Below are 24326 nucleotides of genomic sequence, written 5' to 3'. Positions count from 1 at the left end.
TTAATGTTCAATCGCTAACCGCACGCCGCTTGACGCACCACTAGTGGTTAAAACGCTATTACCTGTGCGCTAACGGGCGTAACGGTTACGGGTATACTTGTTCCTGCCGGGATATTTAATTTTCTGTCTGTTAACAGATCTGTAACCGGAACTGAATGTTTAACTTTTAAAACCTGATCAGGGATTTCGATATTGGCGGTTAAGGTTTGTGTCCGATCAAAATTGGCCACTACCAATAAACGCTGTTTGCCAGAGTAACGGATAAAAGCATACATGTGCTTATTCATATTACCTGTAACCGGCACCTCATAAATTTCGCCATTCATTACGGCATCGCTGGTTGAAGTAACTTTTAATAACTGTTGGTAGTAAGCACGTAATTTCTGCTCGTTTTCACTTAATTGCTTACCATCAAAAGCGCCATTATTCATCCATTTCTGGTGATTGGGAACACCCCAATAATCAAAAATAGTGGTTCTGTTGTCGTCGCCGCCAAATCCTTCCTGACCTTTTCCAGGTTCGCCAACTTCCTGACCGAAATAAAGCATCACCGGCCCCGAGCCTAATGTTGCCGAAACAACCATTGCAGGTAAAGCGAGTTCGGCTTTCCCTGCAAATCCTGCTGATGCAATGCGTTCTTCATCGTGGTTTTCTAAAAAGCGCAACATGTGTTTGCCAAAACCAGCACTTTCTACCTGCCACACCTGTTTAATCGCAGCCACATCTGCAGTTGGTTCATTTCTGATCAGTTTTTTAAGTCCATCGTACAAACCCACTTTATCATACAAATAATCGAATTTACCTTCGTCTAAATATTGTTTGTAAACTTTTGGGTTGTAGGCTTCTCCGATAAAAATTAAATCAGGATTCACTTTTTTAACCTGTGGAATTACCCAGTTCCAGAAAGCAATAGGCACCATTTCGGCCATATCACACCTAAAACCATCCACCCCTTTATTGGCCCAATAAGTTAAAATATTGCGCATTTTTAGCCAAACCGGCGGAATGGGATCGAAATATTGCTTTTCGCCATTCTGATAATCTACGCCATAATTCAGCTTAATGGTTTCATACCAGTCGTCATATTTAGGCTGTGCAGAAAATACATTGTTACCGGTAGCTTTTGCAGGGTTTTCATTAAACTTACCATCCTGTAAAATAGAAATAGGTGTTTGCTTTGCACCACTTGTTGGCACTGCAAATGGCTGGCCAGGGTTATAATAAAAATCGTTTCTGGCACTAAAAGCTTTGGTTACATCATCCTGGGCACCAAAATCGATTATATTTTTTGGTTTTGCATAAGAGTGATAACTTCTGGCTACGTGATTGGGCACAAAATCGATCAGCACTTTTAAGTTTTTGGCATGTGTTCTTTTCACCAGTGCTTCAAACTCCTTCATTCTACTTTTAACGTCAACAGCCAGATCGGGATCTACATCGTAATAATCGCGGATGGCATAAGGCGAGCCCGCTCTACCCTTTACCACATCGGCATCATCAGGTTTAATCCCATAGGCAGAATAATCGGTTAAACTTGCGTGGGCAAGTGCACCTGTGTACCAAACATAATTAACACTGAGCTCTTTTATACCATCTAAAGCTTTATCGGTAATATCGTTAAACTTACCAGAACCGTTCTGCTCAATGGTACCGTAGGGCGTATTTGTGCTGTTTTTATTCCCAAATAAACGGGGTAATAACTGATAAATAACGATCTGTTTATCGTTCATTTTTGTACGCTGTTTTTGTGCAAAGGATGGTGATGAAATAAGTAAAAAGAAAATTGCCACAATATAGGCTACCGCATTAAGATTGCTTCGTTCCTCGCAATGACGATCAGTCGAGGCAAATCTCCATCCGTTTTCCATTTTACATTTTACCTCTACAATCATACCAACGCTGCGTTATTTACTTCAATTTCGGTATTTCCGGCCAATTTATAAAACTGGTTTCTGATACCGATTTCTAAATCAATGGCTGCATTGTTTTTGATGCTGATACCGTTCTCGGTAATATTAATCTTTAAGGTAGCTCCCCTAAAGCCGATGGTAAACGAAAAAGATTTCCATTTGCCTGGCAAGAAAGGATTAAACTGCAATTTACCATCACGCACACGCATGCCCGCAAAACCTTCTACCACACTCATCCAGGTTCCAGCCATCGAAGTGATGTGTAAACCATCTTCGGTATCATTGTTATAATCATCCAGATCTAAACGGGCGGTACGCAAGTAGAATTCGTATGCACGTGATTCATCATTTAATTTTGCCGCTAAAATACTGTGCACACAAGGAGACAATGAACTTTCGTGTACGGTACGTGGCTCATAAAAATCGAAGTTGCGTTTCAATGTATCCAGATCGTAATCTTCTTCAAAGAAATATAATCCCTGTAAAACGTCGGCCTGTTTAATGAAACACGAGCGTAAAATCCTGTCCCAGCTCCATTTTTGATTAATTGGACGTTCGCTGGCAGGAAGATCTTTCACCAAAGTTTGTTCTTTATCTAAATATCCATCCTGTTGTAAGAAAATGCCCAGTTTTTCATCTTGTGGATAATACATTTTCTCGATGATATCGGCCCAGTCAGTAAATTCCTTTTGATCGAAATTTAAGCTTTTTAACAGACTGTTGTATTTTTCGGGCTGCTGCGTTTTCACGATTCCGGCAGCTTCGGTAGCATATTTCATACACCAGGTAGCCAAAATATTGGTGTACCAGTTGTTGTTTACATTGTTCTCATATTCGTTTGGTCCGGTTACCCCAAGCATTACATATTGCTGTTTATCATTGCTCCAGTTAACGCGTTGTTTCCAGAATCGGACAATACCGATCAACACTTCTAAACCAAAATCAGTCAGGTAGCTTTCGTCACCAGTATAGCGGATGTAATTGAAAATGGCAAAAGCGATGGCGCCATTACGGTGGATTTCTTCGAAGGTAATTTCCCATTCGTTGTGGCATTCCTCACCGTTCATCGTTACCATAGGATACAATGCTGCACCGTCTTTAAAACCTAATTTTGCTGCATTTTCAATCGCTTTACCCAATTGCTTATGGCGATAAACTAACAGGTTTTTGCTCACTTCCTGTGGAGCAGTTGCCAGATAAAACGGCACACAATAAGCCTCTGTATCCCAATAGGTTGAGCCCCCGTATTTTTCGCCCGTAAAACCCTTCGGACCAATGTTCAACCGGTCATCTTTACCAGTATAGGTTTGAAAAAGCTGAAAAATATTGAAACGAATGGCCTGTTGAGCCGAAACATCACCTTCGATAATGATATCGCTTTCTTCCCACTTGCTCGCCCAGGCTTTAGTTTGTTCTTTTAACAAGGTATCGAATCCTTTACCAGATGCTTTGGCAATTACCGATTTTGTTTCTTTTAAAAGTGATTCTTTCGGGTAATTTTCTGAAGATAAATTCGCTGCGATTTTAACCAAAGTGATCTCTTCATTTGCTTTAACATTAAGAGAGATAGTTTGTCCCACAAATTTCTCTTTGTGGACAGCCTCAGGGTTGATGTCTAATTTCTCCGCATTTTTATATAGTTCAATATTACTCCCGGTACAAACCTCAAATTCAGTTTTCTTAGTTCTTAATTTAATGTAAGCTTCTGTTCCAGAAATTTCGTCCGCTACCTTATCCCAGAATTTTTCGTCGTAGTTGCTGTCCTGATTTTTAACATCGCCATCAATAAAAGGCGTTAATGTTAATTTACCATCGAAATTTAATGGCGTAATGTTATAACGGATGGCGCCAACTTCATCCTCAGCAATGCTGCAAAAACGGGTTGATTTAACTTTTAAGGTTTTACCGCTTTTTAATTTTGCAGTGAAGGTACGCTCCAGGTATCCGGCATGCATATTCAACACACGTTTAAAATCGCTTACCTCAGCTGTTGCCAGATCAAGGATTTCCTCATCTATTTTTACTTCGATACCTACCCAGTTAGCCGCGTTCAATACTTTTGCAAAATATTCCGGATATCCGTTTTTCCACCATCCCACACGGGTTTTATCTGGATAATAAACACCTGCAACGTAATTCCCAGGTAAAGTATCTCCAGTATAAGTTTCTTCAAAGTTGGCGCGTTGGCCCATACGGCCATTACCCAAACTGAAAATACTTTCCGAAATTTTATTTAAATGTGGATCAAAGCCTTCTTCGATAATATTCCACTCATCTGCTTTAATGTAATTTTTCATCCTTTTTTACTTTCGTCATTGCGAGGCACGAAGCAATCTCCTTTCAGCGCTTTCATCCTCACAATTGATTTGAATTTCTTTCGTTTTAAGATTGCTTCGTACCTCGCAATGACGGCCATAGGCCTATAAATTCTCTAAATCTTTAACTGTTAATTTGTCTAATCCGCTTACTACCACATCTGCCTGGCTAAGCACGCTTTTTTCGCCGATACCGATGGCTTTCATTCCGCCTCTTTTTGCAGCTTCTACACCCGCAACAGCATCTTCAAAAACCACACATTCATCAGGTGCAAAACCTAAAAGTTCGGCTCCTTTTAAAAATACTTCCGGATCAGGTTTTGATTTGGTGACCATGTTTCCATCAACTATTTCATCGAAGAAATGAGCAAGGTCTGTCTTCTCTAAAATAATCCCTGAGTTTTTACTTGCCGAGCCCAAGGCCAATTTGTAACCGGCCTTGTGAATCGCTGTTAAGAAATCAACCGTTCCGGGCAAAACTTCGGCCGGTGTCATTTTAGTGATCATATCTACATACCAGCTGTTTTTTAAACTGGCAAGCTCTTCTTTTTCGGCATCGGTTTTATCTACACCACCCCAAACGAGAATCTTATTTAAACTTTCTACCCGACTAACGCCTTTCAACTGTTCGTTCTGCTCTTCTGTAAAATCGAAACTCATGGTATTGGCCAAACGTTTCCAGGCTTTATAATGGTAAACTGCAGTATCTACAAGTACGCCATCTAAATCGAAGAGACAGGCCTTTATTGAGGCAGAAGGCGTAAGGTTGAAGGCAGAAGGTTCTATATGACTATTATTTTGCATCTTTATTATATTTTTTAGTACGTATCAGGTTTCAAGGCGTAGCATTTTTTTGGCAAGTGGCAATTACCTTCCGCCTTAAACCCTCAACCTTCTACCTTAATTCGAGCACCAAAGTGGTCTTGGCTGGCACTGTTATATTTTGAAAATTGATGTTTTCGCCGGTAATTACATTTTTGGCAGTTGTAATTCCTGCCGTTCTTTCGGCAAAACGATCGGTATTTAATGTTTTTTCTTTTTCAGTGTTGTTTACAATAACCATTACTGTCCCTTTTGGTTCTGTATTGTAGCGGAAATAAACGTAAATATCATCTTGCGGTACAAACTGCATCAATTTACCGGTTTGTAATGCTGCGCTGTTCTTGCGGAAATTGGCCAATGTTTTAACAAAATTGAAAGCTTCATTTTCTTTGCCTGTACGGCCATCGGCTATAAATTTATCCTTTTTATCACCTTCCCAGCCACCGGGAAAATCGGAACGGATCAGTCCATCGGGATTGGAAAAGTTTTTCATTAAAATTTCTGTTCCGTAATACATCTCGGGAATGCCCCGCATGGTTAAGAGAATGCTCATTCCCATTTTGTATTTATCGAAATCTTCGCCAACCATCGAATAGAAGCGGCTCATATCGTGATTATCTAAAAAGATGCAGTTGGTATTTGGGTTTTTATAGAGAAAATCGTGCGCTAAGGTGGCATACAAACGGTTAATTCCGTCTACCCAACCGTTTTTGCCGTTTATTCCTTCGTAAATTGCATCTTTTAAAGTGGCATCGGTAATTCCTTGCAAATGGGTATCAAAACCGCGGTTAACCGTATTGCCACCAGTAAAAAAGGCCTGGTTCGCCACAGCAGTTACCAGTGTTTCGCCAAAAACGGATAAATGTGGGAATTCTGCCTGAACTTTTACAGCCCAATCGGCCATATAAACCGGATCGTTATATCCATAAGTATCCAAACGTAAACCATCAATACCAGCATATTCGATCCACCAGATGTGATTTTGAGTCAGGTAATTCTGTACATAAGGATTGGTCTGGTTTAAATCGGGCATTGAAGGTACAAACCAACCATCTAACATCTGTTTACGATCTGCCGCAGCGGCGTGTACATCCATAACGGTCTGATCGCGGTAACTCGTTTGCGTATACTTTGGCCATTGGTTTAACCAGCTTTTCATCGGTAAATCTTTATAAAACCAATGTTGGGTGCCAATGTGGTTATGTACAATATCTTTAATCACTTTTAATCCTTTGGCATGGGCAATCTCTACATACTTTTTATAAAGCGCATTTGTTCCATAACGTGGATCTATCTTATAATGATCGGTTACTGCGTAGCCATGATATGAAGCTTGTGGCATATCGTTTTCTACCTCTGGTGTCATCCAAACTGTAGTTACGCCTAAATCTTTCAGGTAATCGAGGTGGTTGATTACACCTTGTATATCGCCGCCATGGCGGTAGTACATGCTATCGCGGTTTAATGCAGTTTCGGTTAAACCCTGAACCACATCGTTGCTTTTATCGCCGTTCGAAAAACGATCGGGCATAAGCAAGTAAATTAAATCTTTGTTGGTTACGCCCTGAATCCTTCCCGCACTTCTATCGCGGTTTTTTAATTCGTAAGTGTAACTGAATATTTTTTTTCCATTAACGACAAAGTTAATCGGGAATTTGCCGGCTTTGGCTGCCGCAGCAATTGTTAAATCGAGGAATAGATAATTTGGATTTTCTACTTTATTTACCTTAATGAGCTTAACCCCTGGATAACTTAAGGCCACTGTGGTATTGGCAATATTATCGCCATGCACCAGCAGTTGTAATTTAGGGTTGTGCATGCCTGTAAACCAGAACATTGGTTCTATCCGCTCCAGCTTTTGGGCAAATAGATTGTTTGTTAGAAAAACAACCAGTAGGGTAAAAATGGTTGTTATCCTTTTAAAAAAGGAAGTATTAGTATGATTATGAATTGGAAACGGATAATTTGGATGGGTATGAGATCTGTTCATGCTAAAACTTTAAAGATTTTAAAAAAGCCCCGCAGTATGTAACTGCAGGGCAGATAATAAGGATTAGTTTTTAACCATTGTAGCTTTTTTAGCGGCTACATCTAAAGTAATGGTATAAGTTCCGGGAACGGTTACGGCAATGTTATCGCCATTATTGGTTAAAGCAGTTATACTACCACCGAGATTAACTGTCCAATCGTGTTTGAACCTGAATTTCAATGCACCAGCGGTTAAGGTTGTTTTAACGGAGTAATTATTTGATTTTCCATCATTTACCACTTTCATGTCGGTATCATTGTTCCAGCCACCCAAAGTTGCGTCTCCAATAATCGACCATTCGTTCGGTGTTGAAAAAGCTATGGTTTTGGCATTTAAATCAACGGTTACCTGTTTTACTATGGCATCTGGCGATTTTAAGTTATCGCCTGCACTACTGCTGATTTTACCCGCACCAGCATCGCCATAGGCAATATCCCATTTTTTGGCAGGAGTGATTTTAAACTCCAGGTTTCCGGCGGTATAAGCAATCATTCCGGTATAAATACCATTGCTTGATAGCGAAATTAAACTGTCAGCAGTAGCAGGATCCCATCCTTGATAAGCCCCTGGAACATAAATCCATGCTGAAGCCAAATAAGGTGTAGCTGTTAAAGTGATCACGTTTGAGTAAGTTAAATCGTTTACGGCTGCTCCCGATTTCAACCTTACTTCAACCTGGGCGGCAACGCCAACTTTTCCACCTAAAGCCAAAATCATGTTGTTGATTTCGGTTACGGTTGGTGCATAAGTTTTTGCGGTAACCACTACTTCTTTTGGAGCAGCAAAGTTAGTGCCCTTTAACGCGAACTGTAAGGTTGAGTTTACTGGCACCACATAACCTGATGACGTAGCCAGTGGATAGCTTAATGTTAATGCGGCCTGCGCACCATTTGCCTGTACCAAACTCAATGTATTGGTAGAAGCGGTAAGTGTGCCTGCTGCCCCAATAATTGAAACCGTTTGTGTTTCGTCTTTTTTACACGACCAAAGCGACAGTGCTACAAAGCAAAAGGCCAAGGTTTTGAAAAATATTGATTTCATATCTTATTAAAATATTAAGATTAATAACCTGTGTTTTGAACCAGATTCGGATTGGCAATTAAATCTGCCGCTGGAATCGGATAAATGTTGCGGTAGGCAGGAATAGATGTTCCGGCTTTAACTCCACCTTTAAATGGCCATAAGTAAGTACCACCGGTAAATTTACCATAACGCACCAAATCGGTACGGCGGTGACCTTCCCAGTATAATTCACGGGCACGCTCATCCAAATAAAAATCGACGGTTAATGCAGCTGGAGTCAGATTACCTGATGCATTGCCATAAGCACGTTGACGTAAGGCATTGACATATTCGAGCGCTTTCCCTGCATCACCACCTGAACCACCACGGGCAACTGCTTCTCCGTAAATTAAATACTGTTCAGCCAAGCGGAAAATGGCAAAATCCAAAGAGCTGAATGTTCCGTTTAATGATGGAGGTATGGTGCTGTTACCAATGATGTTTTTAAATTTTGTAACACGCAATCCATCTGTAAATACGCCAATTTCATCAACTGTATTTTTTGCACCGAAGAAAGTACCGCGTTTATCTAAAGTTCCATTTGCATCTGGAAATAATGCAGGCAAATTCTGACGGGTCCTGTTGCCGCCCCAACCGCCGTTCGGCACACCATATGATGCTGTACCCATATCGGCATTAATACCTGCGTTGATCAGGAATGTGGTGCCTCCATAATTGGTACCTGTTACTCCATCGTAATTAATGGTTAAAATATTCTCGGTATTGTTAATGTTATTATCCGCTTTAAAAAGATCCATATAATTGGATTTTAAGCTATAACCCGCAGCAATCACCTTGCCCGAGTAAGTAATGGCTTCTGTATACTTTGCAGTTCCGGTATACACCTGTGCATTTAAATATAACCTGGCCAATAAAGCCCAATCAGCGCCTTTATCTGCACGGCCATATTCGTTGCCACGCGCATTGGCTAAATCACCCTCAATTGCTTTAAGTTCTGATTCGATATAGCTAAAAAGGGCAGCCCTTTGGATCTGCTTTGGGGCTACTTTACCGATTTCATCATTTTCGGTAACAAAAGGAGGATTACCAAAGGCATCTAAAAGCACCCAATATTGATAAGCACGTAAAAAACGGGCTTCTGCACGATATCTGGTAATATCTGCAGCATCGGTACCTGTAATGTTGCGTGAAGCCAATTTATCGGCTGTACTTTCGCGAATAAATTCGTTACAAACCGTAATCTGTAAAATACTTCTCGAGTATAATCCTCTTAAAAATTGGTTATCCACACTTGGTGTACCATAATCTAATTCCGGAATACCGGTATCTCCCCAGGCACAGATCGCCTCATCGGTTACCAACTCTTGTGAAGTCCAGAATAAACGCAGGAAATCTGCAAAACCCGAGTTCAATCCACCGATATCACTATTATCCGATCCTGTAGAACTGGTTAATGCATAAGCCGCATATAATTTAACCAAACCTTGTTTATAACCTGCCGGAGTAGCATAAACGGTTGCCGCAGTAACATCATTGGTGGGCAATACGTTTAAATCTCCTTTTTTGCATGAATTTAATGACAACAATAAAACACCTGATGCCAATATTATTTTAAATGAGTTTTTCATTTTTTGTCTCCTTATTAAAAACCAACATTAAAACCTAAAGTATACGTGCGCGGACGCGGATATAGGTTATAATCAATACCACCGCTCAACTCAGGATCTATACCATTGTACTTGGTTACGGTAAAAACATTTTGGCAGTTTGCGGATATCCTTAACGATGCTGTTCCGGTTTTAGATAACTTGCCGGCGTTGTAAGAAATACCTGCATTGTCCATTTTCAGGAATGAAGCGTTTTTAATATAATAATCACTTAAGAACTGGTTGTTCTGGAAATTGGTTGCCAGAAAATCTGTTGATGCATTGTTGATTACACCTGCCGGACTTAAGATATTCGCTCTGACACCAAAGTTTGATGAAACGTTATCATATATGTAGTTACCAAAGTTAGCCCTAAGCGACGTGGTAAAACTCCATTTCTTGTACGAAAAGGACGTATTGAAACCCAGGGTAATATTTGGATCAGGTGATTTATAAAAATACTGATCGCTGGTATTGATCACGCCATCTTTGTTTAGATCTTCATAAACACCTTCTAAAGGTTTTCCATCTGTGTTATACACTTGTTTGTATACGAAAAAAGATCCGGGGATTTGGTTAACGGCATTGTATTTTAAGGTAACACCGGTACCACCTGTAATATCGCCTGCACCAACTTTCGAAGCAGGATCTGGATTTAAGGTTAAATTGGTTACTTTTCTTTTGTTGTATGCAATGTTTACACCAAAATCCCAGCTRGTATTTTCGGTTTTGATTGCCGAGAAGTTTAAGCTTCCCTCAACACCTTTAACATCCATATTACCCACATTCGTTGTTAACTCGTTGTTAAAGTTCGTACCTACGGGAATATTGATTTTGCTTAAAAGATCAGAAGTCTTTTTGTAATACACATCGATACTTCCGTATAAACGGCCTTTCATAAAGCCATAATCCAAACCTGCATTATAGGTGGTAGTAGTTTCCCATTTCAGATCAGGATCGTAAGCTGCCGGAGTATAATAGTTATAAAAAGTATTACCGATCTGGTATTGGCCGGTATTGCTATTGGCATAATATTTAGATAGGTAATCGTAATAGCCAATACCATCTTTATTACCTGTTTGACCATAACTTAAACGGAGTTTTAAATCAGAAACCGATGAGCTGTTTTTCAAGAAATTCTCGTTTGAAATTCTCCAGGTAAAAGCAGCTGAAGGAAAATAGCCCCAACGGTTTTGCGCTGCAAATTTTGAAGAAGCATCAGCCCTTAATGTTCCAGATAAAATATATTTATCTGCCAAAGTATAAATAAACCTTCCGTAGTAAGAAAGTAATTTATCACGATCGGTAGAGAAAGGGAAAACAGGTGTTACCAACGCCTCTCCGGTGCCTTTGTAAGAAGTAAAGTTGAAACCGGTTTTCGAGTTATCGTAATATCCGTAACCTGCAGTTACATCAAAACGGCTTTTAATGCTCTCTACAGTGTGTGCATAGTTTAAATAAAACTCAGAAAGTTTGTTGGTTTCTGTATTCAAAGAATGGGTGTATGATCCTAAAGTTGAAATGCTCTGTGCAGCATAAACCGGAATACGCACATCACCATAACCTTTAGACAGATCGTAACCTAAATTTAAATTAGCGTGCAATTCTGGTAAAAAGTGGAAAGAGTAATCGAAACGTGCGTTACCAAAACTTCTTTCGGCATTACCATTGTTATCGTTCAGCCTGATTAAACCTACCGGGTTGCGAGGTGCATTCGGATTTACCGTACCATCGCTTCTTAACCATTCGAAGTAGTTACCAAAGCTATTACTTGCGTTTACTGATTGTGTTGGATCGAACTGGATAGCAGCACCAACAGCACCGGCATTGGCAAAATGCGACTGGGTTAACGCACCTTTTAAGTTTAAGTCGATTTTTAAATGATCCTGGAATAATTTTGGCGAAATGCTGATTGCACCGGTTCCACGAGAAAAATGATCGGTAATCAAAAGGCCTTGCTGATCTAAATAACCAGCAGAAACACGGTAAGGAACCCCTTTAAATGAGCCTGCAATGCTTAAACTATTATCGGTAGAAAATGCGTTCTGATAAATTTCATCCTGCCAATCGGTATTTGAACTGCCCAGTAACGAAGTAAATTTTTTACCATCGTCATAACTGGCATTGGGGTTCGCATTTACGAAATCACGGATCTGGCCTGAAGAAAGGATATCCACCTTTTTAGCAACCGTGGCGATAGAATTGTTGGTGCTAAAATTAAACACCGGTGCACCTGATGCACCTTTTTTGGTCGTAATTAAAATTACCCCGTTCGATGCCCTCGAACCATAAATAGCTGTTGCATTTGCATCCTTTAAAACGGTAAAGGTTTCGATATCGTTCGGGTTGACCAATGATAAAGGGCTTGGCGCATTACCAATAGCGTTACCACTGAAGGGAACCCCGTCAATTACGATAAGAGGATCGTTACTTGCATTTAATGATGCCCCACCACGGATACGGATTTGGCTACCTACTCCAGGTTGACCACTATTAGAGATAATGTTCACCCCTGCTACCTTACCCTGGATCAATTGTTCAGGCGTAGTAATGGTACCTTTCTGAAAATCTTTCGAGTTTACTGTGGTAATAGACCCGGTTAGGTTTTTCTTTTCTGCAGTACCATAACCGATTACCACAACTTCATTCAGTTTTTGTGCATCGGGGGCCAATTGAAAATTAACAGTAGCATTTACTGAAATGCTTACAGCTTTATCAAGGGTTTGATAACCGATAAAACTTGCAGATAGCGTTATCGAACCATTCGATAAACCTGCTAGTTTATAATTACCATTAGCATCTGTTGATGTACTTCTTGTTGTTCCTTTTACAACTACAGAAGCGCCAGGTAATGGCAGGCCGGTTTCATCAAGCACTTTACCAGATACCGATCCGGTTTGTGCTTTTACCATTAATGCTGAAAAAACTAACAGCACCAAAAGCCCCTGTTTTAACAGGTAAAATACTCTCATATTTGAAGCTCGTTTAAGTATAAAAATTTGGTTAAATATTATAGTGATTTACACATAGGCCTAATTTACAGCTGTTAATGATATTTCAAAATTTATTTAAAAAATATATTTCGGGCCAAAATATCAACAAGAAAATCAATGTAAAAATCAGCTTTTCGCCCCAAATAAAAATCTATATTAAATAATTTTTAAATTTCCAATAATCTGATAATCAATAAATTAAAAATGTTAAATTTTAATTTAAAGTGTAAATATTACACTAAGTCATTTTTGAAGCTTTTTTCGGGAACGTTCCCGAAAAAATTGGAGCGAAATTCAAACATCTTTCGGGAACGTTCCCGAAAATAAGTCAGAATTCTGCGTATTTTACACTAAGTGACAAAAATTTTTGAAAATTTTAAGCTGAAAATCACCCCCTTTTTAAGGGCTTTTTTTACCCGTTTACGGTCGAATTCCGCTTGATAATTTTAGACTCTAAAACCACCTCATTTGGTAGGTTCTTATCGGCATGATCATCTAAAATAGTAAACAGTAATTTAGCCGCTTCCTCTCCTATTTCGGTAGCGGGTTGAGTGATTGTAGTGAGTGAGGGATTTAACAAAGGAGCAATTTCCAAACTGGAGAAACTGATCACCTTTAAATCTTTTGGGATGTTGATATTGAGATCGTAACACGCATAGTAAGTGGCAAAGGCCAAACGTTCTACTGAGGTAAAAACACCATCCGGTTTCAATTGCGTTAACGCCTCTTTAATGATAATGCTATTTTCTTCGTAACTGTTACTGCAATCAACTATCAGGTTTTCTTCGAAAGGAATCTGATGTTTAGCCAATGCATCAAGATAGCCCTGCATGCGTGTTTTACCTATCGATAAACTTTTATTCACCACCAGGTAGGCAATTCTACTGCAGCCCTGCTCTATTAAATGCTCAGTTGCCAGAAAACTGCTGTTATAATCATTTGTAATTACCCTTGGCGTATCAATATCTTCGTAAATCCGATCGAAAAACACCAAAGGCAGCCTTTTACTTCCAAATTTATTAAGGTAATTATGATCGTTAGCTTCTCCTGAAACCGACATTACAATACCATCGGCCCTACCATTGTGCAAATGGCGGATAAAAGTTACTTCTTTTTTATAATCATCATCCGTTACGTAAATCAGAATATGGTAGCCATTTTCTCTGGCTACGCGTTCAATACCGTGAATGGCCTGTGAGAAATAATTATTGGCCAATTCGGGTACAATAACGGCAATGGTTTTACTTTTTTGCTCCCTTAAATTACTGGCGTAGTGGTTGGGCTGATAGTTTAATTCTTTTGCTTTGGCTAATATACGCGCTTTGGTAGCCGCATTAATGTCACTATTATCCCTAAAAGCCCTCGAAATTGTAGAAGTAGATAATTTTAAAGCTTCTGCTAACTTCTTAATATTAATACTATCCATTTTTGGCCATTGAACCCAATTAATTTGAATTAATGCTGTAAATATAAACTTTAAATATCCGAAATATTTTATAAGCTTTAAAATTATACATTTCGTGTCCAATTTATATGGCCAGATAATCGGCTGTGAAATTCAGCCTCAAAATCTTTAATCGGCCAATGGTAAAATTGTTTAAATAAATATTCATTTTTTTTAAAACAAAAAGCATCTTTACCGCTTTAATAATTATACGCTCTTAACCATCTTCTCATTTACCGATTGAAAAACAAAACAATATGAAATAAAATTTACAAAATGGCAAATAAGAAAATACTCATAGCCGATGACGACGAAGGAATTGTTGATGCTGTGACGATGATTTTAGAAGTGATGGGTTATGATGTTGAATTTACATATGATGGCGGGGCGGTAATAGATGCAGTAAAAAATAAGCCAGATCTAATTATGCTCGATATCTGGATGAGTGGACACGATGGCAGGGATATATGCAAACAGCTTAAAAACGACCCTCAGTTTAAGGAAATCCCTATTTTAATGATCTCGGCCAGTAGAGACATCAGACAATCTGCGCTAGATGCCGGTGCCAATGATTTTATGGAAAAACCATTCGAGATGGACTCCTTACTTAATAAAGTAGAGGTATTGTTAGATTAGTTTGATATTACCTAGAACCGTCACCCTGACCTGTAGCGAAGCGGAAAGCTACTGAGTAAACCGAGCCTTAAGCTAGCTCACCGAAGGTAATTTATTTCAGGGTCTTTTGCATGATGATCCTGTTAGGGAAAAATTAATAATGGTGAATCAATATTAAAAGAATTGCAGTTAAATGGATCCTGAAACAAGTTCAGGATGACGAACGTAAGGGAGGTTTACATAATAGAATCTTAATGATCACACTTAACTAATCTCCTTAAAATAAATCCGTTCAGGCAATTGCTTAAAAACAAATTCCGTTACCTGGCAAAGCCAAAGTTTATGGTTCTTAAATTCTCCTCTAAATTTTTCTAACAGATAGTCGCCACCACCGCCCAAATTCTCTTCCCGGACATAAACAAGATCTAAAATTTCGGCATTTTCAATAGGCACATCAGCCATCAGTAATTTGCATTCATCCCCGGCAATCGCTATCCAGTTCAATAATTCATCGGCACCCTCTACCATTTGCAGATCGGCTATATCTCCTCCCCATTCCGGTATATCGGCATACCATTCGTGCTTTGCATTTTTATAAAAACGAATTGCTCTCTCCATATTTTGTAAAGAAAAAAAATCTAGATCAATAATCCTGATAAAAATCACGAAATTTAGATCATTGCATGTCTGATTCAACTCTACCGGTTTTAAGAAAAATAATTCATATCGATATGGATGCTTTTTATGCATCTGTAGAGCAACGCGATTTTCCTGAATACCGGGGAAAGCCCTTAGTAGTTGGTGGCAAGCCCGATAGCCGAGGCGTAGTTTCTACAGCCAGTTACGAAGCGCGGCAATATGGAATCCGCTCTGCAATGTCGAGCAGTAAAGCTTACCAGCTTTGCCCGACAGCAATTTTCGTATACCCCCGTTTTGATGCCTATACCGCGGTTTCGAAAGCGCTTAGGGAAATTTTTAGCCGGTACACCGATATTATAGAACCCCTTTCGCTGGATGAAGCTTACCTTGATGTAACGGAAGACAAGCTCGGAATCGGATCGGCTATTGATATTGCTCAATCCATTAAAGATGCGATTAAAAATGAGTTAAACTTAACGGCTTCGGCAGGCGTATCGATCAATAAATTTGTGGCCAAAGTAGCTTCAGATATGAACAAACCGGATGGTTTAACTTTTATTGGCCCATCGAAAATTGAGTCTTTTATGGAAAAACTCCCGGTTGAAAAATTTTTTGGGGTAGGCAAAGTTACCGGCGCCAAAATGAAGGCCATGCAGATTAATACAGGTGCAGATTTAAAAAAATTAACTGAAGCCCAGCTTGTTGCCCAATTCGGGAAATCGGGAAGATTTTATTATAAAATTGTTCGTGGTATTGATGAACGCCCCGTTCAGTCGAATCGCGAAACCAAATCAGTTGGTGCAGAAGATACCTTTTCGGAAGATACCAATGAAGATTCGGTGATGCACGATCTGTTAAAACAGATCAGTGAAACCGTGGCCAAACGTTTGGAAAAATATCAACTCAGTGGAAAAACGGTAACCCTAAAAATCAAGTTTGCCGATTTTAAACTGATTACGCGCAGCCGGTCTTTTGCCCAACCGATAAACAAAGCAGAGGTAATTTATGCTGAAGCGATTAAACTTTTGGAAGAGGCCGCTATCGGCACAACGCAGGTGAGGCTTTTGGGCATTACCTTATCGCGTTTTTATGATGATGTAGAGATTGAAAAGCCAGAAAGTAATCAGCTGGAGTTTGAGTTTTGATCAGATAAATCATTATTGTGATGAGCTATTTCAGCCGAAGAAGTAATCTTACAACAAACGCTATGATTTTATTTCGGTCGGTGAGACACCAACCGATAGGATAATTTCCTAGTTTAAAAACACCAATTTTCATTTGGAGCGCGAGGCCAGTACAAATCAATAAGTTTCTTCCCGTTTTACGCTTATACGCTTCGCTTCCTCGTTCCTCGTTGCTGCAGGGTAACGCTGCAACCAGGGCTATTGGCCCAAAACAGCATTTCATTTTCGGGGTTGTTGGGTGCAGAAACCCTTGTTCCTAAACCTGATTGGAGCGAACACGATTGCAACGGAGTAAAGCGTAAAGCGGGACCAATGGCCTCCAAGAACCACAAGCCACTCATTTCCTAATTTAATAGATCTCTCTTATAATTTGTCAGTCTGAATTTATTTCGGTCGGTGAGACACCAACCGATAGGATAATTTCCTAGTTTAAAAACACCAATTTTCATTTGGAGCGCAAGGCCAGTACAAATCAATAAGTTTCTTCCCGTTTTACGCTTATACGCTTCGCTTCCTCGTGCCTCGTTGCTGCAGGGTAACGCTGCAACCGGGGCTATTGGGCCAAAACAGCATTTCATTTTCGGGGTTGTTGGGTGCAGAAACCCTTGTTCCTAAACCTGATTGGAGCGAACACGATTGCAACGGAGTAAAGCGTAAAGCAGGACTAACCGCCTCCAAGAACCACAGGCCAGTCATTTTCTAATTCTAATAGCTACTCAAATAGCTTTTTTTGCTTGTATACATAAGCTGTTTATTCGGTTTGTGAGAACACAGACTAAGGAATAGATTGCTATGGCCAACCCTACATTAAGTTTATGCATTTTTCCATTCGTGCCGTCACCCTGAATTCATTTCAGGATCTTTATAGCGGGAAAGATGCTGATCCCGAACATTCGGGACAGCATGACGATCGCGCTCTTATCAAACATAAAAAAGGCCCTACAAAAATGCAGAGCCTTTAATTGTTAATTTTAAGGGGTAAAATTTATTTGCCAGCTAATTTATCGGCAAGCATTTTCATGTAAAAACCGCCTACTACACTCCGGGCTTTAAAATTATCGCGGATACCGGTATTTGAATCATAAAAATCGTTTAAAGGCACTCTCGACTCAGTTTCGATAGCGTGTTTGTAAACCGGGTGAACCAAAGCTTCGAATTCTCTTTGTGTAGGTGCAAAAGTAGCAGTCCACAAGATCCAGTCATTTTTAGTGTAGGCCTTTCTGCTATCCAACGGAATACCATATCTATTTTGTTTAGTCAGGTAATATTTGGTTTCGGTTTCGTATATCTTTTGCGGAAACAGGTTTAACTTCAGCACCTTATCCCAAACCAGGTTATACTTCTGGCTCCATGTATTTTTATTATCAAAAGTTAAGGCGTAGTGATCGCCAGCATCGGCCATTTCTATCCATTTTGGCACCATACTTTCGGCAATAGCCCTATATTTTTGGGCTACATCATCATAACCTAATGTTTTGGCCATCTGCGCATAACAGGCTATACCTACAATCGCTTTTACCGATAAGTTGGCATTACGGGCCAGATGACCAGCAAAATCATCGGTACATAACTGCGTTTTTGGATCTAAGCCCTCTTTGGTTAAATAATCAACCCAGGTGGTTAAGGTTTTCCAATGCGCTTTGGCATAATTGGCATTCCCCTGTGCTTTGGCAATTGCTGCAGTTAAAATAATCATGTTGCCCGATTCTTCTACAGGCATTGGCTCGCCATAAGTTTGTCCGTTTGCTAACGGATAGGTTCCCAGATCGTGAGCTGCCCAAGGGTGAGGATATTTTCCGCTTTCGCTGAAATAGAAAATACCATTCAACATGCCCTGTAACAGTTCAGGATTATAAATCAGGTACAATGGTGCCGAAGGGTAAGTTACATCAACCGTATTGATAAAACCACCACTGTTGTTTTCCTTAGATAACCATAAAATTTCACCCTGCGGGCTCTTTACCAAGGTATGTGCAGCAATGCTCTGGCGATAACCTAAAACACATAAATCGGCATACTCTTTACCACCTGATTTTAAGGCATCGGCATACAAAGTTTTGTTAAAAGCTTCACACTTCTGAATCACGTTTTTATACTCGTCTGCAGCCGCGGTTAGTTGCGCTTCGATGGTTTCTTTACCTGAGGTATTCCACCATGGCCTTAAATTTTTATTGAAGTATTGAACAGCATAAATTTCATCATAGCCCAGTTCAACATATTTTTCTACCGCAGCTTTACCCACTGTTCCAAACGGGATAACAGTATTTAATGCGAGCATTTTGCCCTGCTTAGCGGTTGAAGCTGAATTTCCTTTTCTAAAAGCATCGGCAGCATCTTTTTCGGCTGTTACAAACTGGATGGCGTTGCTGGTTTTTGGTGCAGCTACGTAAAAGTAACCCCAATCGATCCGCATATCGTCACTTGCTTTTTGAAGAACCGGCTGCTCAACCGTTCCCGTTTTTAATACCGATAATTTGGCCGTGCTGTATTTGCTTGCTGTAACTTCTTGCGTAGGACGATAAACCGCAATGTTTGACGATGCACTGAGGTATACTTTTACCTGGTGGGTTTTACCATCATTTGCTTTTACCTGATAGGAAACGTAAGAAACCGGACGGGCAAATAAACCCAAATCGTTCATTAACAAGGGAGAGGTAAAAGTTAATTTTAAATCAACCTTCCCGCAGGTAAAGTTATAAATGGTTTGTGTGGCATTAATATCAACGCTTTTCTGTTTGGCTATCTGTACTTTTTCTGCATTGTCTTTTAGCTTTTCTACTAAACCAAAATCGAGAAAACGGCCACCTGCAGTATTAATGAGGTGGATGGCGATTACATTCGGTCCGGATTTTAAAGCACTTTTATCACTATTACTTAAGGCAATATATTGGAAATTATTGGTCCAGCCTTCTTTGGTATAGATTTTCTTCCCATTTAGGTAAACCTCAATATTATCATCGTGGTTTATTTTTAAAAACAGTTCGTTTATTGATGCGGGATTAGCTACGTTAAAGGTTCTTCTTACCCAGATATCATGCGATTTCCATAATGTTTTCACATTTTTAGCATCATCTCCTATTGGTGCATTACCTGTTTGCCAGTTGCCTGCCGCATAGTTTGCAGCTTTCCAATCGCCCTGAGGCTCGGTTTCTGTATAGTTAACTTCGAACCCTTTCTCATCAGAAGTAGGCACAACTGTTTTATAACTGGTACTCTCTTTACCTAAAAAACGATAGATACCACCATCAACATTAATCAAACCCAGTAGTGAATGGTCGGCACCCGTCCAATGTTGGGTAGCAGATTCGTTTAATTTATCGGTGTTAGACCAGATGCTAAAATAGGTATTGTGCGTAATTAAGGGATAAGCCGGGGCTTTCCGCTCCTGTGCCTTTAGCAAACCGCCTACAAACATGCAGCCCAGTATGCCTAAGAATTTTAAAATGTTGGTTTTGTTCATAATTGTGTGTGTTGAAATCTGATCGTATATTTTGGTTAGATTTAACGTTAGTTAAACGTTTTACTAAAGTATAAAATATAATTTACTTTTTGCAAGAGAAGCCGATTTTTTAATTGTCTAAGTGACATTTAAAATCGATCCTCAAAAAAATACATGAAGTGATTAGCTCCATGTATTTTCAAAGGGTGTATAAGATTTATAAACTAAGGCTGTTTTTTGTTGATGGTCCACTCAGATAATTGGAAAACCCTGCTTCCCCTGTTTGCTTTAATATAAAGACGATAGAATTTATAGGCTACAAAGTTGTCAAAATAATACCTTTTGGTCACTCGTCTTTCATTTGAGTTTGCCCATGGGCAAGTGGTTACAGTATGTAAATCGGTATACTGAATACCATCTACCGATCCCTGTAAAATCCAGTACCTAGGGTCTCTATCCTCAGCGTCGTTTCCTGAAGTTAAGGTATAGGCGCCAACTACCTGTGGTGTTGCAAGTTCGAAAGTACATCTCTGCGTACCATCAAAACCTGCCTGCAAAAATTTGGTGGTAATATCGCCATCAACCAGCTTTTTCGATCCTTCATCAGAGTTAGGCCCAGCGCCAGCTTCCAAATTTACAGAGAATATTCCACCAATGGTTTGCATATAATTCTCTCCAATTTTGGTTGGGTCAAAATTAGGATCTACAATATTTAACAAGACTTCTTTTGCAGCAGAATAGCCCTGCCCATTTCTGGTTGTTAAAGTAACTTTATATTTACCTGGAAAACGATACACGTGTTTTGGATTAACCGCTACAGATGTACTGTCATCGCCAAATTGCCATAACAAAGTTTTATAGTTTGTAGAAGAACCCGTAAACTGGTATTCTAAAAACTTTACCGTATCCGGCCTTGCAAATGAAAAACCTGCAGTTGGTTTAGGTTCGTCTACCACAGGAATAATCTCTTCTGCATCTTTCTTACACTTTACTGTTGTAATTACAATAAGTATTAAAAGAGATAGAATACTGAATAATCTTTTTGTGTTATTTTTCATATCTTATTAATATTTAAGGTGTTGGAAATAATTGAGATTTTGGTATTACTCTTTTTGATAAAATATTTGGCACTTCAATTTCCAGATAGGCTTGTTGCCCACCTACGTTTTCGCGATGATGTGCTTCAATGGTATAACGTTTTCCGCGTTCTAAAAATATGGTACCCTTACGCGTATCCTTATCCCACTGGGTGGTATAATCGTTCACCAAAGGAATTCCGTTTACATATAATCTTGATCCATCATCCCAACGGGTTTGGTAGAAAGTATATGTGCCGCGTACCGGAGCTAAAAATTCGCCTTTCCATCTACTTGCAAAGTTATCCCTGCTTAACTTAGTTCCGCTATCATTTTTTACATTGTCTGGCCATCCATCGCCACTAAAGTTTATGGTTTCATCAATCCTTGTCACAAATGGAGCACGTCCGTCGTCCGGATCCAATTGCGTATTGGTATAATATTTTGCTGTTAAGCCAGTACCGTTCCCGGTGATGTAAGAGTTATTATCCAAATTTACATTAGGATCTACAACCACTATTAATTTACTCTTAGTTGGGTGAATAACATGATTGCTTGCCTCACCAATACTGAAGGCGAATGCAAATTTCTTATTTGCAACAATGTTGGCATCAAAAACCGGCCATGGGATCTGAAGTCTGACGATCGCACTCGAAGCTCCTGTAGCAAACCGAACCAAAGTATCAATGCTATAATCTTTGGCAGCCAAATGTATTGCATCTGCAGGCAAAGTTCCGTTGCCAACTAAAGTAGCAATGGTATCTATGTTCTCTTTGATTTTAATATTGAAAGCTGTTGATGGTTGGTTTTCTAAACTTACAATAAGTGGAATCGTTACCCCGGCAGGGCCCACAATGTAATCGCCCTGGTACACTACATTATAGGTACCACCGCCATTTAAAGTTAAATAGTGTAGATCGGTAGGTTTTAACAGATCGGCAGTATTGATAATAACCATAATGGTAGATTTGCCAGCAGCAATTTTATTTCCTTTACCAGGAGCTGAAAGCTTTAAGGCAAAAACAACTTTTTTACCATAATTACGCTCCAATACTGACCGGCGAACAATAGCGATACCTTCGCTGTTATCGGTCCCATAAGCCACATTGATCACATTGGGATACTCTACCCCCGCAGATGGCATTAGGATTGCATTTGTAATGGTTCCTTTATTAATTAACTGCGTAACGGTATCGTTATTTAAAGTTAAACCTACCTGAAAGGCCTCTTCTGCAACGCCAGTTAAAGAAATTTTAAAAGGAACTTTAATGTATTCGTTATCTATGGAAACATTTCCGGCAACAATACCTTCTCCTGTTATACTCCTGGTATTAGGATCTGGCAATTTTAAATCATCTATTTGTGATTTGCGACAAGAATAAATACCCACTATGGCTAAACTTATCAATGCGATATATATAATTTTTTTCATTTTATGATATTTTAAATGATCAGCAAATCTGTTATTGATCTAACCAAACCCGTCCGTCAAGCCCCCATGCTTGTTTATTGGCAATCTTTAACCAGTTTATAATCTGTGCGGGTATATCTGATGTTTGAGGAACAAATATGGCCAGTGTTTCTGGCGCCGGAGGGCAGATTAAATCGTTAAAATTCTCCCAGGCATAGGTCCCCTGAAATTTAAAATCATGTGCCTGAGAACTTATATCTGCCATGATATTACCATTACCATCCGTTGCGGGCCAATACCCCACCAGAAAATTAAAGTATGGATGACTTTGATCGATTGAAGTTTGACAGGCATAATTGCCGATCATTCCATCTGGAACAGAAATTTTAAAAAAGCGGATGTCACTTACATATACATCTGGTACTCCGTGTCCATTTCCGTTTAAAAATCCCAATTTTAAAGGATTCGAATTTGCCAACGACCCTGAACCCGTAATTTCGAGTTCATTATTAAAGCTACCATTGGTATAGGTACGAACAAATCTTTGGCCATTACGCACCTCTATTTTTGCAGTTAAATTTGTCCATTTCCCCTTGCCAAAGCTCCCCCCCCTACATTGGTGGTAATCTCCATCTTTGGTACCTCGCCACTCAAAATACCAATAGTCTTCTTCTAAATAAATTACCCAACCTACGCTTGGGTGGCCACCAGACCACTCGTTACGTTTACCTAAAACACTCGGCCAGAAAAATTTGTCTTCGTTCTTTTTAACCTTAAGTTCTATGGTCACTTTTGTCGTGTCATCTATATTGTAAACATTTGCGTCAGCAGCATCAACCTGTGCCCTCACATCTTCCCCTTTAAAACGGATTGTTTTGCCTAAATACCTGTTACCTGTAAATGGCTTTGTTAAAATTCGTTTGTTGTAGGTTGGCGCATAATAAATTACAAATGAATTTACTTTTGGCTGGCTAAAAATAGTTTGGTCATCGGCATTTGAGGGTAAGGTATATTGCCCACCTGCACTTGATGCAATAACAACAAGCCATTGCTCATTGTTATAATTAGGACGTTTTTTGAGTGCCGCGAGGATTTCACCTACAGAAGTATCGAATTTTTCGATAGCTGCTTTATAGGCCGGAAAAGAAACATCATATCCAGAGGCTGCACCTGCCGCATTAACCCCTGTAAAATGGCCTACAACAACCGTTGAAGTATCACTTGTTAAATTGCTTATCAATCCAGCTTTAACAGCATCATCATCTGCCACCAGGCTACTCACATCAGCTCCTGTATTTAATGATTTAAAAACCGCCGATGAGGTATAGGTAACAATTTTCGATTTTGCACTTGCCTCTTTGATCCTGTTGAAGATAATTGGGTAATTCTGCAGATTGTTATTCGTTAATGCATCAGTGGTAACTTTATGTTTCTCCTTTTTAACGCCGGTTAACATGTTTGCCCAATTGGTTGCATTTGCGGTTGCCTCGGGATCACTTAAACCTACCCATGAGTAGATAGCGTGCGGTAAAATCGCATCGATATTTGGTGTATTCGCATCTAAAACCGATTGCCCCCTTGCTCCATCAACAACTAAATAAAGTACCTTACGGTTACCGTATTTAACAGTTGTTGTGTCGCTGGCATTCTTATCTCCAATTGTTCTTTCGAATTCTTTATTACAAGAAAATATGGCCGTGGTAATTATTGTTGCGACTAAGCCAATCAATAATTTATATTTTTTAATCATACTCATCTTAATTTATATCCTGGTTAGCTT

Annotated in this window: 15 protein-coding genes; 2 read left to right on the top strand and 13 right to left on the bottom strand. The window is 39.5% G+C overall.

Annotated elements, in window-relative coordinates:
- Positions 1 to 47 precede the first annotated feature (47 nt).
- The 8 genes from AC1DNH_RS11055 to AC1DNH_RS11020 form a co-directional block, all read right to left on the bottom strand.
- Positions 48 to 1892, bottom strand: a complete 1845-nt coding sequence (locus AC1DNH_RS11055) for an alpha-amylase family protein (protein WP_477625381.1) — start codon at positions 1890 to 1892, stop codon at positions 48 to 50.
- Positions 1889 to 4207, bottom strand: a complete 2319-nt coding sequence (locus AC1DNH_RS11050) for a glycoside hydrolase family 65 protein (protein WP_477578159.1) — start codon at positions 4205 to 4207, stop codon at positions 1889 to 1891. The genes AC1DNH_RS11055 and AC1DNH_RS11050 overlap by 4 nt, the downstream gene beginning before the upstream one ends.
- 123 nt (positions 4208 to 4330) lie before the next feature.
- Positions 4331 to 5029 (bottom strand): beta-phosphoglucomutase, encoded by a 699-nt coding sequence (gene pgmB / locus AC1DNH_RS11045; protein WP_477578161.1) that lies wholly within the window; start codon positions 5027 to 5029, stop codon positions 4331 to 4333.
- A 91-nt stretch (positions 5030 to 5120) separates the two neighbouring features.
- Positions 5121 to 7037, bottom strand: coding sequence for a glycoside hydrolase family 13 protein (locus tag AC1DNH_RS11040; protein ID WP_477578163.1), 1917 nt, complete (start codon positions 7035 to 7037; stop codon positions 5121 to 5123).
- Between the two features lie 63 nt (positions 7038 to 7100).
- Positions 7101 to 8117, bottom strand: coding sequence for a SusE domain-containing protein (locus AC1DNH_RS11035; RefSeq protein ID WP_477578165.1), 1017 nt, complete (start codon positions 8115 to 8117; stop codon positions 7101 to 7103).
- A gap of 20 nt (positions 8118 to 8137) precedes the next feature.
- Positions 8138 to 9727 (bottom strand): RagB/SusD family nutrient uptake outer membrane protein, encoded by a 1590-nt coding sequence (locus AC1DNH_RS11030; protein WP_477578167.1) that lies wholly within the window; start codon positions 9725 to 9727, stop codon positions 8138 to 8140.
- 14 nt (positions 9728 to 9741) lie between these two features.
- Positions 9742 to 12717 carry a SusC/RagA family TonB-linked outer membrane protein gene (locus tag AC1DNH_RS11025; protein ID WP_477625380.1) on the bottom strand — a complete coding sequence of 992 codons (2976 nt, stop codon included), beginning with the start codon at positions 12715 to 12717 and terminating at the stop codon, positions 9742 to 9744.
- Positions 12718 to 13150: 433 nt separating this feature from the next.
- Entirely contained in the window at positions 13151 to 14164 is a 1014-nt protein-coding gene (locus AC1DNH_RS11020) for a LacI family DNA-binding transcriptional regulator (protein WP_477578170.1), read from the bottom strand.
- Between the two features lie 294 nt (positions 14165 to 14458).
- Between AC1DNH_RS11020 and AC1DNH_RS11015 the strand changes: the two genes are divergently transcribed.
- Positions 14459 to 14818, top strand: coding sequence for a response regulator (locus tag AC1DNH_RS11015; protein ID WP_477578171.1), 360 nt, complete (start codon positions 14459 to 14461; stop codon positions 14816 to 14818).
- A gap of 243 nt (positions 14819 to 15061) precedes the next feature.
- On the opposite strand, the gene AC1DNH_RS11010 is transcribed toward AC1DNH_RS11015, so the two are convergent.
- Entirely contained in the window at positions 15062 to 15415 is a 354-nt protein-coding gene (locus tag AC1DNH_RS11010; protein WP_477608472.1) for a DUF6717 family protein, read from the bottom strand.
- Between the two features lie 65 nt (positions 15416 to 15480).
- On the opposite strand from AC1DNH_RS11010, the gene dinB reads away from it, so the two are divergent.
- Positions 15481 to 16581 carry a DNA polymerase IV gene (gene dinB / locus AC1DNH_RS11005; RefSeq protein ID WP_477608474.1) on the top strand — a complete coding sequence of 367 codons (1101 nt, stop codon included), beginning with the start codon at positions 15481 to 15483 and terminating at the stop codon, positions 16579 to 16581.
- Positions 16582 to 17605: 1024 nt separating this feature from the next.
- Here the strand turns inward: dinB and AC1DNH_RS11000 are convergent.
- From AC1DNH_RS11000 to AC1DNH_RS10985, 4 genes are all read right to left on the bottom strand, one after another.
- Complete coding sequence (locus AC1DNH_RS11000; protein WP_477608476.1) at positions 17606 to 20080, bottom strand: glutaminase family protein; 2475 nt, start codon at positions 20078 to 20080, stop codon at positions 17606 to 17608.
- Between the two features lie 203 nt (positions 20081 to 20283).
- Positions 20284 to 21117, bottom strand: coding sequence for a PKD domain-containing protein (locus AC1DNH_RS10995; protein ID WP_477580374.1), 834 nt, complete (start codon positions 21115 to 21117; stop codon positions 20284 to 20286).
- Positions 21118 to 21130: 13 nt separating this feature from the next.
- Positions 21131 to 22567 (bottom strand): PA14 domain-containing protein, encoded by a 1437-nt coding sequence (locus AC1DNH_RS10990; RefSeq protein WP_477580372.1) that lies wholly within the window; start codon positions 22565 to 22567, stop codon positions 21131 to 21133.
- Between the two features lie 31 nt (positions 22568 to 22598).
- Positions 22599 to 24296 carry a DUF4983 domain-containing protein gene (locus AC1DNH_RS10985; RefSeq protein ID WP_477625379.1) on the bottom strand — a complete coding sequence of 566 codons (1698 nt, stop codon included), beginning with the start codon at positions 24294 to 24296 and terminating at the stop codon, positions 22599 to 22601.
- Positions 24297 to 24326 lie beyond the last annotated feature (30 nt).

It is taken from the genome of Pedobacter sp. 01N310 (genome assembly GCF_056399805.1).
Note: the sequence above shows the minus strand (reverse complement) of the source record. Positions and strands in the feature narration are given on the sequence as shown.